The sequence below is a fragment of the Delftia sp. K82 genome (genome assembly GCF_002193035.1).
GTDB classification, from domain to species: domain Bacteria; phylum Pseudomonadota; class Gammaproteobacteria; order Burkholderiales; family Burkholderiaceae_C; genus Comamonas; species Comamonas acidovorans.
Genome location: NZ_MYFL01000001.1, coordinates 971,026 through 984,628, shown reverse-complemented (window position 1 = coordinate 984,628; position 13,603 = coordinate 971,026). Strand labels below are relative to the sequence as shown.

Genomic DNA, 13,603 nt, shown 5'->3' with positions numbered 1-13,603 from the left:
CCGAAAACGGCTGAAAAGTTAGCCCCAAAGCCGGTTGATATCGTTGAAAAAGGCGACGGACATCATCATCATCAAAACCGCCACGCCTGCACGCTGCAAGCGCCCGGCCCAGACTTCCGACACGCTTCGGCCAGTCACGCCCTCCCAAAGATAATACATCAGGTGCCCGCCATCGAGCACCGGCAGGGGGAGCAAGTTGAGAACCCCCAGGCTGATGCTTATCAGCGCCAGGAACGAGAGATATTGGACCAGACCCATGCTGGCCGAACGCCCCGCATAGTCGGCAATGGTCAAGGGACCGCTGATGTTCTTGAGCGATGCCTCGCCTATCACCATGCGGCCCATCATGCGCAGCGTCAGCGACGACAGCTCCCAGGTGCGCTGCACGCCAGCCCACAGGCCTTCCAGCGGACCGCGCTGCACCAGAGCCATCTCGGGAGCGCTGCCGATGTAGGCACTGATGCGGGCAATGCTCTCCTTGCCATCTTCCGAGCGACCCAGATCGGGCAGCACGGGGATCTGCAGTTGCCTGCCATCGCGCTCCACCAGCCAGACCTGCTGCTGGACCTGACCCGATGCACCCATCTTGCGGATGAGATTGCGCAGCTGGGTGCCATCATCCACCGGGGTGCTACCCACGCGCAGCACCAGATCACCCTGGCGCAAGCCGGCCTTTTCGGCGGCACCACCGGCAATGACCTTGTCCAGCACGGGCTGCGTCCAGGGCCCCAGCAGGCCCAGGCGCTCGAAGAAGGCGGCATCGGGCTCGCCCTGCACCTGCCCGGCCAGCGCCAGCCGCAGTTCGGACGGAGCGGTGCGCCGGCCCTGGAGCACTTCCATGCGCACCGACTCGTCATCGAGCGCGGCGCGCGTCAGTGTCCAGCGCAGATCATTGATGGAGCGGACCTCTTCCCACTCCTGGTCGCCCAAGGCGATGCGCAGCACGCGATCGCCGCCCTGCACGCCCGCCATCTGCAGCACCGTGCCCGCAGGCGGCGTGGCCAATCGCGCCACGGGCTCCTGCATGCCCATCCAATTGACGATGGCCAGCAGCGCAATGGCCAGGACGAGATTAGCTACCGGGCCTGCCGCCACGATGGCCGCACGTGCACGCAGCGGCTGGGTGTTGAATGCCAGATGGCGCTGGTCGGCAGGGACTTCGCCCTCACGCTCGTCGAGCATGCGCACATAGCCGCCAAGCGGCAGTGCACCGATGACGAATTCCGTGTCCGAACCTTTGCGCTTCCAGCGCAGGATGGGGCGACCGAAGCCGACGGAAAACCGAAGCACCTTCACGCCGCAGGCCACAGCGACGCGGTAGTGGCCCCACTCGTGGACGGCAATCAGCACGCCCAGCGCGACCACGAATGCAACTACGGTCAGCAACAATTGATACTCCTTTGAATCCAATGCGCACCTGGACACCGCCGCAGGCCCACCGAGAAACCCGGTCTGGCCCGCGAAGCCGGCATTACAGCTGCCACTGCCGCGCCACGGTGTGCGCGATTTCGCGGGCCTGGGCGTCCAGGGCCAGCAGGTCGTCCAGGCTGCCCAGTGTAGGCGGCAGCAAGGTTTCGAGAGTGCACAAATTCACAGCGTGGATACGGTCAAATGCCAGGCGTCGCTCCAGGAAGGCGGCAACGGCGACTTCGTTGGAAGCATTGAGAACCGCCGTAGTTCCCTCGCTGGCGAGCAGCGCCTGCCAGGAAAGATGCAGGCCCGGAAAACGCACGGCATCCGCCTCTTCAAAGGTCAGGGCCGACAGCTTCGCGAAATCCAGGGGCGCCGCGCCGCTGGCGATGCGCCGTGGCCAGGCCAGGCCGCAGGCGATGGGCACGCGCATGTCGGGCGTGCCAAGTTGTGCCAGCACCGAGGCATCCTTGAACTGCACCATGGAGTGCACGATCTGCTGCGGGTGGATGACGACCTTGATCTTGTCGGGAGCCATGTCGAACAGCCAGCGTGCCTCGATGACCTCCAGCGCCTTGTTCATCATGGTCGCCGAGTCCACGGAGATCTTGCGCCCCATGGAGAAGTTCGGGTGCGCGCAGGCCTGCTCCGGCGTGATCTCGGACAAGGTGGCCGGATCGCGCAGGCGAAAGGGTCCGCCCGACGCCGTGAGCAGCAGACTGTCCACGCGATCGGGCCAGCTGGCTCGGTCTTCCGGCAGGCACTGGAAAATGGCCGAGTGCTCGCTGTCTATGGGCAGCAGGGTCGCGCCGTGGCGCTTGACCGTGTCCATGAACAGTGCGCCGCCAACGACCAGAGCCTCCTTGTTGGCCAGCAGCAGGCGCTTGCCCGCGCGCGCGGCCGCCAGACAAGGCGCAAGGCCCGCCGCACCGACGATGGCAGCCATGACGGCATCGACCTCGGGATGCGAGGCGATCTGCTCCAGCGCGTCTGGCGACTGCAGCACTTCGGTCGCCAGCCCATTGCTGCGCAGCTGTTCAGCCAGCAGCTTCGCGTGTGGCGCGCTGGCCATGACGGCATAGGCGGGCTTGAATTCGGCGCACTGGCGCAGCATCAGGTCCACTTGCGTGGCCGCGCTGAGCGCAAAGACTTCGTAGTGCTCGCGGTGGCGCGCCACCACGTCCAGCGTATTGGTACCGATGGAGCCTGTGGAGCCCAGGACGGTGATTTTCTGCTTCATGAATGCGCGAAAGAGGAAAGCATCATGGCCAGCGGCAGGGTCGGCAGCAGGGCATCGACGCGATCAAGCACGCCGCCATGGCCGGGCAGCAGACCACTGCTGTCCTTGACGCCCACGCTGCGCTTGACCAGGGATTCGACCAGGTCGCCGACCACGCTCATCGCGGCCATGAACACAACCGCCAGCAGCAGGAACCAGGCCCCGCGCGCCAACAGCAACGAATAGAAACTGGGCACGGCCACCGCGTAGTGGCGGTCCGCCCAGACCCAGGCCAAGGCCAGCACCAGCACGCCAGCCATGCCGCCCCACACGCCTTCCCAGCTCTTGCCGGGACTGATTGAGGGCGCGAGCTTGGACTTGGTGAATTTCAGGCCCAGGGTCCGGCCTGCGAAATATGCAAAGACATCGGCCACCCAGACCAGCACCAGCACCGACAACAGGAAGTTGATGCCCATCATGCGCGCCTGCACCACGGCCACCCAGGCCAGCCACAGGGCCAGCACTCCGCCAACCAGTCGCACAGGCCCCGCAATGCGCGGCCAGCCGGCCACGCCTGCGCGCAGCAGTGCCGCGCCGCCCAGCACCCAGGCGGAGCCAGCAACCACCCAGACCGCAGTCAGAGGACGCTCCAGCCAGCCCGCGGCCCAGGTCCCCACGCACATCGCCGTGCAGATGGCACCTATGCCGATGGAACCAGCGGAGCCAAAGCCGTTGAGACGGCCCCATTCCCAGGCACCCGCCGCCATGAGCACGAGCACCACCACGGCGAACGGAACGCCCGTCGGATAGAACAGCGCAGGCAGCAAGATGGCCAGCAGGATCAGGGCGGTGATGACTCGCTGCTTGAGCATGGCTCCCCCTTGTTCAGGTCGTCTGTTGATGGGACGACTTCGATTGTGATTGGTGTACTTGCGCGGAGGTCTGGCCGAAGCGCCGCTCGCGCGAAGTGAAGGCGGCAATGGCCTCGTCCAGGCAGGCCTCGTCGAAATCAGGCCACAGGCTGGCACTGAAGAAGAGCTCTGAATACGCGGCCTGCCACAACAGGAAGTTGCTGATGCGCATCTCCCCGCCAGTGCGGATCAGCAGGTCCGGGTCGGGCACATGGGCCAGCGCGAGTGCGCGGTCCAGGCTCTGCGGGGTGATGGGCTCGCCCTGCTCTGCCAGCCGGGCTGCGGCCTGGGCAATGTCCCAGCGCCCGCCGTAGTTGAAGCAGACATTGAGCACCAGGCGGTTGTTGTGTGCCGTGACCTGCTCGGCCTGGGCCAGGCCTGCGCACACTTTCTCGCTCAGGCCACTGCGGTCGCCGATGAAGTGCAGGCGCACGCCATCGCGGCTCAGCTGCTGCACTTCCTTGGCAAGGGCATTGGCCAGCAGGCCCATGAGACCGGAAACCTCCTCTTCGGGGCGGTTCCAGTTCTCGGAAGAGAAAGCGAAGACGGTCAGGACCTGCACGCCGCGCTGGACGCAGGCGCGGGCACAGCGGCGCAGCGATTCCACGCCCTGCTTGTGGCCGGCCAGTCGCGGCAGAAAGCGGCGATTGGCCCAGCGTCCATTGCCATCCATGATGACGGCAATATGGCGCGGCACCGCGCCGGAGTCTTGGTTTGTCAAAGGTACAGGCCCTGAGGCAAGCGAGGCAGAACGCCTCAGACCGCCATGATGTCTTGTTCCTTGGCAGCCACCAGCACGTCGATCTCGGTGATGTGCTTGTCGGTCATCTTCTGGACATCGGCTTCGCAACGCTTTTGATCGTCTTCCGAGGCTTCCTTGTCCTTGACCAGCTTCTTGACGGCTTCGTTGGCGTCGCGGCGCAGGTTGCGCACGGCGATCTTGGAAGCTTCGCCTTCGTTGCGGGCCAGCTTGGTCATTTCCTTGCGGCGTTCCTCGCTCATGGGAGGCATGGGCACGCGGATCAGATCGCCCAGCGAGGCAGGGTTCAGGCCCAGATCGCTTTCGCGAATGGCCTTCTCCACCTTGGCGGACATGCTCTTTTCCCAGGGCTGCACGCTGATGGTGCGCGCATCGAGCAGGTTCACGTTGGCCACCTGGGACAGCGGCACCATGGAGCCGTAGTAATCCACATGGATGGAGTCCAGCAGCGAGGGGTTGGCACGGCCGGTACGCACACGCGCAAGATTGTTCTTGAGCGCTTCGATGGACTGGCCCATCTTGGACTCGGTGGTCTTCTTGATGTCTGCAATCGTCATGTTCTTGTTCCTTGAAGAGCTGTGAAACGCGGGATCAAAACGCTCAAGCGTACACCAGCGTACCCTCATCCTCGCCCATGACCACGCGCTTGAGCGCGCCGGGCTTGATGATGGAGAACACCCGGATCGGCAGCTTCTGATCGCGGCACAGCGCAAAGGCAGTGGCGTCCATGATGCCCAAGTTGCGCGAAATGGCCTCGTCGAAAGCCAGCTTGTGATAGCGGGTCGCGTTGGGATTCTTCATCGGGTCGTCGGTGTAGACACCATCGACCTTAGTGGCCTTGAGCACCACTTCGGCACCGATCTCCGCGCCGCGCAGTGCCGCGGCCGTGTCGGTCGTGAAGAACGGGTTGCCGGTGCCAGCGGCGAACACCACCACCTTGCCCTCTTCGAGATACTGCAGGGCCTTGGGGCGCACATAGGGCTCCACGACCTGCTCGATGGCAATGGCCGACATGACACGGGCGATGAGGCCCTGCTTGTCCATGGCATCGGCCAGGGCCAGGGCATTCATCACGGTGGCCAGCATGCCCATGTAGTCGGCAGTGGCGCGGTCCATTCCGACCGAACCACCAGCCACGCCACGGAAAATATTCCCTCCACCGATCACCACGGCCACCTGGACACCCACGCGGGTGACTTCGGCGATTTCGGAGACCATGCGCTCGATGGTGGCACGGTTGATGCCGAACGAGTCGTCGCCCATGAGCGCCTCACCGGACAGCTTGAGCAGGATGCGCTTGTGGGCCGGTGCGGCGTTGGACATGGTGTTTCTCCGAAAGGTGGATGGTGGTGGATGGTGAAGGGAACGGTTCAGGCGCTCAGACGAATCAGGCGCCGGCCTTGGCAGCGGCCACTTGGGCAGCCACTTCGGCAGCGAAGTCGTCAACCTTCTTTTCGATGCCTTCGCCGACCACGTACAGGGTGAAGCCCTTGACGTTGGTGTTGGCGGCCTTGAGCATCTGGGCCACGGTCTGCTTGCCGTCGGCAGCCTTCACGAAGACCTGGTCGGCCAGCGAGACTTCCTTCAGGTACTTCTGAACCGAGCCTTCGACCATCTTGGCGACGATCTCGGCAGGCTTGCCGGATTCGGCAGCCTTGGCGGCAGCAACGGTGCGTTCCTTTTCGATCAGCTCGGCAGGCACGTCAGCGCTGGTCACGGACACAGGCTTCATGGCGGCCACGTGCATGGCGACGTCCTTGGCAGCGGTTGCATCGCCTTCGAACTCGACGATCACGCCGATGCGCGAACCGTGCAGGTACGAAGCCAGGCTGGTGCCGTCGAAACGCTTGAAGCGGCGGAAGGACATGTTCTCGCCGATCTTGCCGATCAGGCCCTTGCGCACATCTTCCAGGGTGGGGCCGAAACCGTCCTGCTCATAGGCCAGGGCGCTCAGCGCGGCTACGTCAGCGGGGTTTTGCTCGGCGACCAGCTTGGCGGCGGCATTGGCCATCGCGATGAAGCTGTCGTTCTTGGACACGAAGTCGGTTTCGCTGTTGACTTCGATCATGGCACCCTTGTTGCCATCGATGAAGGCGGTGATCACGCCTTCAGCGGTCACGCGCGAGGCAGCCTTGCCAGCCTTGGTGCCCAGCTTGACGCGCAGCAGCTCTTCGGCCTTGACCAGATCGCCCTCAGCTTCGGTCAGGGCCTTCTTGCATTCCATCATGGGCGCGTCAGTCTTTGCGCGCAGTTCAGCCACCATGCTTGCGGTAATTGCAGCCATCGTATTTCTCCAATGTCAGTTCGATTCGTTACAGGATTTCGGCTAAAAAAACGGGGCTACCCTGAGCCCCGCTTCTTATTCAGCGACGAGGTCGCTCAGCCGGACAAGCTCAATCAGGCAGCGGATTCTTCCACTTCCACGAACTCGTCACCGCTCTCGCCGGATGCAGCCTTGACCACGTCGGTCAGTGCAGCAGCGCGGCCTTCCAGGATCGCGTCGGCGATGCCTTGGGCGTACAGTTGCACAGCCTTGGCAGAGTCGTCGTTACCGGGGATGACATAGTCGATGCCTTCGGGGTTGTGGTTGGAGTCAACCACGCCAACCAGGGGAATGCCCAGCTTCTTGGCTTCGGCCACGGCGATCTTGTGGAAGCCCACGTCGATCACGAAGATGGCGTCGGGCAGGCTGTTCATGTCCTGGATGCCGCCAATGTCCTTTTCCAGCTTTTCCAGTTCGCGAACGAACATCAGCTGTTCCTTCTTGCTCATGGCTTCCAGGCCGGCTTCTTGCTGAGCCTTCATTTCCTTCAGACGCTTGATGGACGTCTTGACGGTCTTGAAGTTGGTCAGCATGCCGCCCAGCCAACGCTGGTCAACGAAGGGCACGCCAGCGCGCTGGGCTTCAGCAGCCACCATCTCGCGGGCTTGGCGCTTGGTGCCGACCATCAGGATCGTGCCGCCGTTGGACGCCAGTTGCTTGACGAACTTCTGGGCGTCCTGGAACATCGGCAGCGACTTTTCCAGGTTGATGATGTGGATCTTGTTGCGGTGACCGAAGATGAAGGGGGCCATCTTGGGGTTCCAGAAACGGGTCTGGTGACCGAAGTGGACGCCTGCTTCCAGCATCTCGCGCATAGTGACGGACATATGAATACCTCAAAGGTTAGGTCTAAAATCCAGCCCGACAATTGCCCCCTGAAACACAGGGCGCAACACCTTGAAGGGACTGGTTTGCGATTGACTTTGCGCAGAATCCCCAAGCATGGGCAGGCGTTCTTGACGAACACCCCGCACCCAAAAGCTTTCGCCTGACCCCCGGCAATCGCGGAGAAAATCAGGGGGAACCCCTAGCAAAGCCGCAAGATTCTAGCACACGCCACCCTTCAACCGAGGCTTCGCTCTCAAAGCGCGCTCACCACCCCTCACGGCCGCGGCAGTTGCACAAGATGCACACACTCCTGTAGTGATAGCTGCATCCGCTTGATAATCCGGGCACTTAAGCAGATTCCACCCAAAAATGAACATCGCGATTGTGGGCGCCGGCAGCATTGGCGTTGCGACAGCCCACGCACTGGCACAGGCCGACCACGAGGTCACCGTCTACGAGCGTCACGGCACCGCCGCCGAAGAAGCCAGCTTCGGACATGCCGGCTGGCTGGGCCCCAGCCTGCTCCAGCCCTGGAGCGTACCCGGCCTTTCGACCGCCGAACGCTCCCCCACCCTCCCCGGCCGGCAGGCCCTGCCGCGCCTGGGCTCCGGAAACCTCGCAGCCCAGCTGCGCTGGCTATGGCAATGGCGCCAGGCCGGACGGCAACTGCGCAAAGGCAACGTGCCCACAGCCGCCATGGCGGCGCTGGAGGCGCTCACGCAGCGCAGCCAGCAGTTCCAGCAATCGCTGTGGAGGCAATGGGAGTTTGACCCGGAATATGTCGCCGGAAGCCTGGTGCTGCTGGGCAGCGAGGCCGAGCACGAACAACTCAAGCCTGCGCTGGACGCACTGGCCGAGGCCGGCACACGCTGCGAGGCACTGGATGCCACCCAGACCCGGCTGCGCGAACCCGCCCTGGGCGAGGAAACCACGCTCGCAGGCGCACTGTATTTTCCACAGGCAGGCGCAGCCAATGGCCGCCTTGCCACGCTGATGCAACGCCAGGCAGCGCAGTCGGCAGGAGCACGATTCGAGACGCAGCGCCTGGTGCAGAAATTGCAGCCCGGCGGCGCCGGGCGCACCGCACGCCTGCAGTTGCTGGGCGAAGACACCCCCCGTTCGCACGACGCCATCGTCGTCTGCGCCGGCGCCGAGGCCGCGAACCTGCTCACGCCGCTGGGCCTGCGCCCACCCATGATCGCCCTGCACGGCTATGGCGTCAGCGCCCCTTTGCGCGAACAAGGTTATGCACCCCGCCACGCCATCGTGGACTGGAGTGAGCAGATGACCCTGGTCCGCCTGGGCCAGCGCATGCGCATCGTGGCCGGCGCGGAGCTGGGCCGCCGCAGCCCCATGCATGAGGCCACGCTGCAGCGCATGTATCACCGCCTCAACATGGTTTTTCCCGGCAGCGCGGTGCTGGCCTCGGGCGTACAGATCTGGCATGGCACGCGCATGTGCACGGCCGATGGGCTGCCGCTGGTGGGCGCCAGCGGACTGCCCGGCATCTGGCTCAACCTGGGACACGGCAGCTGCGGCGCCGCCATCGCGCAGGGGTGCGCAAGCATGCTGAGCGACCTGATGGACAACCGCGCCAGCTTCCTGGACAGCGCACTGCTCGACCCGCGCCGCTTCGGCTGATCGCCACCCTTCCGCCACCCGGCGGCGGACCGCTATGCTCGGTCCATGCTGCGCATTCCCACATCCACCGCCTTGCCGCTGTTTGATACGGCGGCCACTCGCACCCTGGAACAGCAGGCGGCAGCCAGACTGCCCGCGCACAGCCTCATGCAACGCGCTGGTGCGGGCCTGGCACGCCTGGCACGCGCCATCGCTCCCCATGCACGCTGCATCTGGATAGCCTGTGGCCCCGGCAACAACGGCGGCGATGGTTTGCAGGCAGCCGCCTGGCTGCAACAAAGCCTGAATGCGGCGCCAGAAACAGCCCGCAGTTGCCGCATTCTGGTCAGCTGCGTGCGCGAACGCGCCCACATGCCCACCGATGCACGCGCCGCCTGGGACGACGCCCACGAAGCCGGCGTGCAATGGACCGAGCACATGCCCGCCGACATGGGACCACAGGACTTGTGCATTGACGCATTGCTGGGCATCGGCCTGCGCCAGCCAGACGCCGCAAGCCCACACACCAGCACGAATGAGCGCCTGCTCACTCTGCTGCGCAGCCTGCAATCCAGCACCAGCCCGGTCCTTTGCGCGGACATAGCCTCCGGACTGGATGCCGACACCGGGCAGTACCTGCCTGGATTCGCACCCCCGAACGCCCCAGCCAGCGCACGGCATACGCTGGCGCTGCTGACGCTGCAGCCCGGACTGTTCACAGGAAGTGGCCGCGATGCCTGCGGCCAGATATGGTGGGATGACCTGGACACGGGACTGGCGAAAGGCGGGCCAATCCTCACTCCCCTACCCTGCGCACAACTGTTTTCACCAGGCACCAGCGCCCCGCGCCCGCATGCCAGCCACAAGGGAAGCTTTGGCGACGTGGCCATCCTTGGCGGAGAGGGGCTGGGACAGCGCGGCCTTTCCATGACCGGCGCCGCCTGGCTGGCTGCCCTGGCCGCGCTGCATGGTGGCGCGGGGCGCGTGATGCTCGCCCTGCTCGATGCCTCGGCCGGGTCAGGCCAGGCCACCGCGCCCTGGCCCGAAATCATGCTGCGCAGCCCTGAAGCGCAGGACTGGTGCAGCACCACCGTGGCGTGCGGATGCGGGGGCGGCGTGGCGGTGCGCGCATGGCTGCCCCAGATATTGGAACAAGCCCCCAGGCTGGTGCTGGACGCAGACGCACTGAATGCCGTTGCCGAAGATGAATCGCTGGCCTCGCTCTTGAAAGAGCGCCGCCAGCGCGACCTGCACACGGTGCTGACGCCCCACCCGCTGGAGGCCGCCCGCCTGCTGAAGACGAACACCGCACAGGTCCAGGCACAGCGGCTGCACGCCGCCAGGCAGCTGGCGCAACGCTTCGACTGCACCGCGCTGCTCAAAGGCTCCGGCACCGTGATCGCCGGACCCCAGGAAGAGAGTGATGCACTGCCTTGCTGGATCAATCCCACGGGAAACGCCCGCCTGTCGACCGGAGGAACCGGCGATGTGCTCGCCGGGCTGATTGCCGCGCTGTGGGCCCAGGGCCTGGAGCCCACGCAGGCAGCAGCCCTGGCGGCCTGGCGCCATGGATTTGCAGCAGACCATTGGCCTGCGCACATCCCGTTCAGCGCCAGCGCACTGGCCCAGCAGCTCGGAGCATAAAACCCTCAGGACTTGCGCCGGGGCTTGGATGTGTTGCCTGTCACCTTGGACTTGACGGCGCCCAAGGCCTTCTTGCCCAAGGCGCGCAGTGCCTGCACCGGCGACGGTGGAGGCAGCTGCGGCAGGCCGTGGGCAGCAGCATCCGTGGCCGCAGGCTTGCGTGCCTCGGACTTGCGCGCCTCGGACGCCCGGCCTCTGCGGGGTCGCGCAGCGGAGCCAGCGGATGATGGCTCCGCAACCGCCTCGCCCATATCGCTCTGCCGCGCCGAGGTAGCCGGGCGCGGCTGGGCATTCGCATATTCAGCTTCCAGCGCGGCCAGGTTCACACCCTTGACCATGGCCTTTTTAGACGCCTTGCGTCCCTGCTTGCCGGCCGACGCCGCTGCATCAGACTCAGGCCTTGCACCGCCGGAGCCTCCCGAGTTGCGCTGCGCCCGTTTTTCCTTGGCATCGCGCCGGCCCCATTTTTCGCCCTGATGGGTTTCCGTGCGCGCCGGCGTCCTGCCGGGCCGGCCCGAGGCCGGCTGCTCTTCGCCATCGCGCACCAGGCGGAAATCGATGCGCCGGCCATCCAGGTCCACGCGGCTGACCTGCACGCGCAGCCGCGTGCCGATGCCATAGCGAATGCCCGAGCGCTCGCCGCGCAGTTCCTGGCGCGCCTCGTCAAAGCGGAAATAGTCGCCGCCCAGCTCGGTGATGTGGACCAGCCCCTCCACATACATGGCGTCGAGCGTGACGAAGATGCCGAAGGTGGTCACTGCAGAGACCATGCCGCCGAACTCCTCGCCCAGATGTTCGCGCATGTACTTGCACTTGAGCCAGGCTTCGACATCGCGGCTGGCCTCGTCGGCCCGGCGCTCGTTGGCACTGCAGTGCAGGCCGGCGGCTTCCCAGGCCTGGACCTCGGCAGCGGGCGCGCGCTTGCGCGGCTTCTGGCCGGGTGGGCTGACGCGTGATGCCAGACGCTTGGCCAGCTTGGCCTCGGCTTCTCCGGGGGTGGGCAGCTCGGGCAGGCGATAGTGCGTGCCTTCGAGCTCGGCCTTGATCACGCGGTGCACCAGCAAATCGGGATAGCGGCGGATCGGGCTGGTGAAGTGCGTATAGGCATCGAATGCCAGGCCGAAGTGGCCCGAATTCTCGGGCGTGTAGAAGGCCTGCATCATCGAGCGCAGCAGCATGGTGTGGATCTGCTGGGCGTCGGGACGGTCCTTGGTGGCGTTGGCAATGGCCTGGAACTCGGACGTGGCCGGGTTCTCGCTCAGCGCCACACCAACCCCCATGGCCTTCAGATAGTTGCGCAGAATGTCCTGCTTTTCCAGCGAGGGCTTGTCGTGCACGCGGAACAGGCCGACGCGACCGCTTTGCTCGATGAAGTCCGCACTGCAGACATTGGCGGCCAGCATGGCCTCCTCGATCAGCTTGTGCGCCTCGTTGCGCGTGCGCGGCACGATCTTCTCGATGCGGCCGTTCTCGTCACAGACGATCTGCGTCTCCGTGGTCTCGAAGTCCACGGCGCCGCGCGCTTCGCGCGACTTGAGCAGCGCTTGGTAGACACCATGAAGATTGAGCAAGTCACCCACGCGCTCCGAGCGCCGCGCAGCCTCCGGGCCGCGCGTATTGGCCAGGATGGCCGCCACCTCGGTATAGGTGAAGCGCGCATGGCTGTGCATCACCGCCGGATAGAACTGATAGGCATGGATCTCGCCCTTGGCAGTGATCAGCATGTCGCAGACCATGCACAGGCGGTCCACATCGGGGTTGAGCGAGCACAGGCCATTGCTCAGCTTCTCGGGCAGCATGGGGATCACGCGGCGCGGGAAATAGACGCTGGTGGCGCGGTCATAGGCATCGATGTCGATGGCGCTGCCCGTGGTCACGTAGTGGCTCACATCGGCAATCGCCACCAGCAGGCGCCAGCCCTTGCTGCGCCCGACCTTGGTGGGCTCGCAGTAGACGGCATCGTCGAAATCGCGCGCGTCCTCGCCATCGATGGTCACCAGGGGCACATCGGTCAGGTCGATGCGCTTCTTGCAGTCGGCAGGCCGCACCCTGTCCGGCAGCGCCTTGGCCTGCGCCAGGCAGGCATCGGAAAACACATGCGGGACGCCGTACTTGCGCACCGCGATCTCGATCTCCATGCCGGGATCATCGACTTCACCGAGCACTTCGATGATGCGTCCCACGGGCTGGCCGAACAGCGCAGGCGCCTCGGTCAGCTCCACCACCACCACTTGGCCGATCTTGGCCGATCCTGTGGCATTGGCGGGGATCAGGATGTCCTGGCCGTAGCGCTTGTCCTCGGGCGCCACCAGCCACACACCGCTTTCCTGCAAGAAGCGGCCAATGATGTTGTGCGCAGGGCGCTCGATGATCTCGACCACACGGCCTTCAGGCCGGCCGCGGCGGTCCTGGCGCACGATGCGGACCTTCACGCGGTCCTTGTGCAGCACGGCACGCATTTCATTGGGGGGAAGGAAGATGTCGCCTTCGCCGTCATCGCGGATGACGAAGCCATGTCCGTCGCGGTGCCCCTGCACACTGCCCTCGATTTCGTCGTTCACATCGGCGCTTTTGGCGTGAGGGTTCATTTTCTTGGTATACAATCTAAATCTTTCCTGAGATGCCCAGGTGGCGGAATTGGTAGACGCACTAGTTTCAGGTACTAGCGGGTAACTCCGTGGAGGTTCGAGTCCTCTCCTGGGCACCAAGTTTAACGACAACCTGCAGAGGTTGCGGTGAACTAAGGAACTATCTTCAGCAGAAGGCAGTTCCCTGGCTTCATGACTTGGCAGATGACAGTCTCAAGAAAAAAATCGAAGATCGGGATGCTTCTGCAAAAAATGCAGTAGAATTTCAGCTTCAGCAAGCCCAGGTGGCGGAATTGGTAG

At 64.7% G+C, this 13,603-nt stretch carries 11 protein-coding genes and 1 tRNA gene; 3 read left to right on the top strand and 9 right to left on the bottom strand.

Annotated elements, in window-relative coordinates; genetic code table 11:
* Positions 1-18 precede the first annotated feature (18 nt).
* From rseP to rpsB, 8 genes are all read right to left on the bottom strand, one after another.
* Complete coding sequence (gene rseP / locus KDK82_RS04285) at positions 19-1,389, bottom strand: RIP metalloprotease RseP (RefSeq protein WP_034396168.1); 1,371 nt, start codon at positions 1,387-1,389, stop codon at positions 19-21.
* 82 nt (positions 1,390-1,471) lie between these two features.
* Positions 1,472-2,650: a 1-deoxy-D-xylulose-5-phosphate reductoisomerase gene (gene ispC, locus KDK82_RS04280; RefSeq protein ID WP_088164103.1), complete on the bottom strand. Its 1,179-nt coding sequence runs from the start codon at positions 2,648-2,650 to the stop codon at positions 1,472-1,474.
* Positions 2,647-3,501: a phosphatidate cytidylyltransferase gene (locus KDK82_RS04275; RefSeq protein WP_034396174.1), complete on the bottom strand. Its 855-nt coding sequence runs from the start codon at positions 3,499-3,501 to the stop codon at positions 2,647-2,649. The genes ispC and KDK82_RS04275 overlap by 4 nt, the downstream gene beginning before the upstream one ends.
* 13 nt (positions 3,502-3,514) lie before the next feature.
* Positions 3,515-4,261 carry a polyprenyl diphosphate synthase gene (uppS, locus tag KDK82_RS04270; RefSeq protein WP_034396177.1) on the bottom strand — a complete coding sequence of 249 codons (747 nt, stop codon included), beginning with the start codon at positions 4,259-4,261 and terminating at the stop codon, positions 3,515-3,517.
* A 35-nt stretch (positions 4,262-4,296) separates the two neighbouring features.
* Positions 4,297-4,857 (bottom strand): ribosome recycling factor, encoded by a 561-nt coding sequence (gene frr / locus KDK82_RS04265; RefSeq protein ID WP_088164102.1) that lies wholly within the window; start codon positions 4,855-4,857, stop codon positions 4,297-4,299.
* Positions 4,858-4,900: 43 nt separating this feature from the next.
* The gene (gene pyrH / locus KDK82_RS04260; RefSeq protein ID WP_012206745.1) at positions 4,901-5,623 is read right to left on the bottom strand and encodes a UMP kinase; all 723 of its coding nucleotides are present in this window, start codon (positions 5,621-5,623) and stop codon (positions 4,901-4,903) included.
* A 64-nt stretch (positions 5,624-5,687) separates the two neighbouring features.
* Complete coding sequence (tsf, locus tag KDK82_RS04255) at positions 5,688-6,584, bottom strand: translation elongation factor Ts (RefSeq protein ID WP_013801447.1); 897 nt, start codon at positions 6,582-6,584, stop codon at positions 5,688-5,690.
* Positions 6,585-6,697: 113 nt separating this feature from the next.
* On the bottom strand, positions 6,698-7,450 hold the full coding sequence (rpsB, locus tag KDK82_RS04250) for a 30S ribosomal protein S2 (protein ID WP_012206747.1): 753 nt from the start codon (positions 7,448-7,450) through the stop codon (positions 6,698-6,700).
* 370 nt (positions 7,451-7,820) lie between these two features.
* On the opposite strand from rpsB, the gene KDK82_RS04245 reads away from it, so the two are divergent.
* Positions 7,821-9,092 carry an FAD-dependent oxidoreductase gene (locus KDK82_RS04245; protein ID WP_088164101.1) on the top strand — a complete coding sequence of 424 codons (1,272 nt, stop codon included), beginning with the start codon at positions 7,821-7,823 and terminating at the stop codon, positions 9,090-9,092.
* 45 nt (positions 9,093-9,137) lie between these two features.
* On the top strand, positions 9,138-10,715 hold the full coding sequence (locus tag KDK82_RS04240) for an NAD(P)H-hydrate dehydratase (protein WP_088164100.1): 1,578 nt from the start codon (positions 9,138-9,140) through the stop codon (positions 10,713-10,715).
* A 5-nt stretch (positions 10,716-10,720) separates the two neighbouring features.
* Here the strand turns inward: KDK82_RS04240 and rnr are convergent, their stop codons facing one another.
* Complete coding sequence (gene rnr, locus KDK82_RS04235) at positions 10,721-13,303, bottom strand: ribonuclease R (RefSeq protein WP_088164099.1); 2,583 nt, start codon at positions 13,301-13,303, stop codon at positions 10,721-10,723.
* 34 nt (positions 13,304-13,337) lie between these two features.
* On the opposite strand from rnr, the gene KDK82_RS04230 reads away from it, so the two are divergent.
* A tRNA-Leu gene (locus KDK82_RS04230) sits at positions 13,338-13,422 on the top strand.
* Positions 13,423-13,603: the final 181 nt, after the last annotated feature.

What these genes read in the sequence shown, in the direction of transcription:
- tsf (WP_013801447.1), bottom strand. Translation starts at nt 6,584, where the DNA reads ATGGCTGCAATTACCGCAAGCATGGTGGCTGAACTGCGCGCAAAGACT.
- rpsB (WP_012206747.1), bottom strand. Translation starts at nt 7,450, where the DNA reads ATGTCCGTCACTATGCGCGAGATGCTGGAAGCAGGCGTCCACTTCGGT.
- rnr (WP_088164099.1), bottom strand. Translation starts at nt 13,303, where the DNA reads ATGAACCCTCACGCCAAAAGCGCCGATGTGAACGACGAAATCGAGGGC.
- ispC (WP_088164103.1), bottom strand. Translation starts at nt 2,650, where the DNA reads ATGAAGCAGAAAATCACCGTCCTGGGCTCCACAGGCTCCATCGGTACC.
- frr (WP_088164102.1), bottom strand. Translation starts at nt 4,857, where the DNA reads ATGACGATTGCAGACATCAAGAAGACCACCGAGTCCAAGATGGGCCAG.
- pyrH (WP_012206745.1), bottom strand. Translation starts at nt 5,623, where the DNA reads ATGTCCAACGCCGCACCGGCCCACAAGCGCATCCTGCTCAAGCTGTCC.
- KDK82_RS04240 (WP_088164100.1), top strand. Translation starts at nt 9,138, where the DNA reads ATGCTGCGCATTCCCACATCCACCGCCTTGCCGCTGTTTGATACGGCG.
- KDK82_RS04275 (WP_034396174.1), bottom strand. Translation starts at nt 3,501, where the DNA reads ATGCTCAAGCAGCGAGTCATCACCGCCCTGATCCTGCTGGCCATCTTG.
- KDK82_RS04245 (WP_088164101.1), top strand. Translation starts at nt 7,821, where the DNA reads ATGAACATCGCGATTGTGGGCGCCGGCAGCATTGGCGTTGCGACAGCC.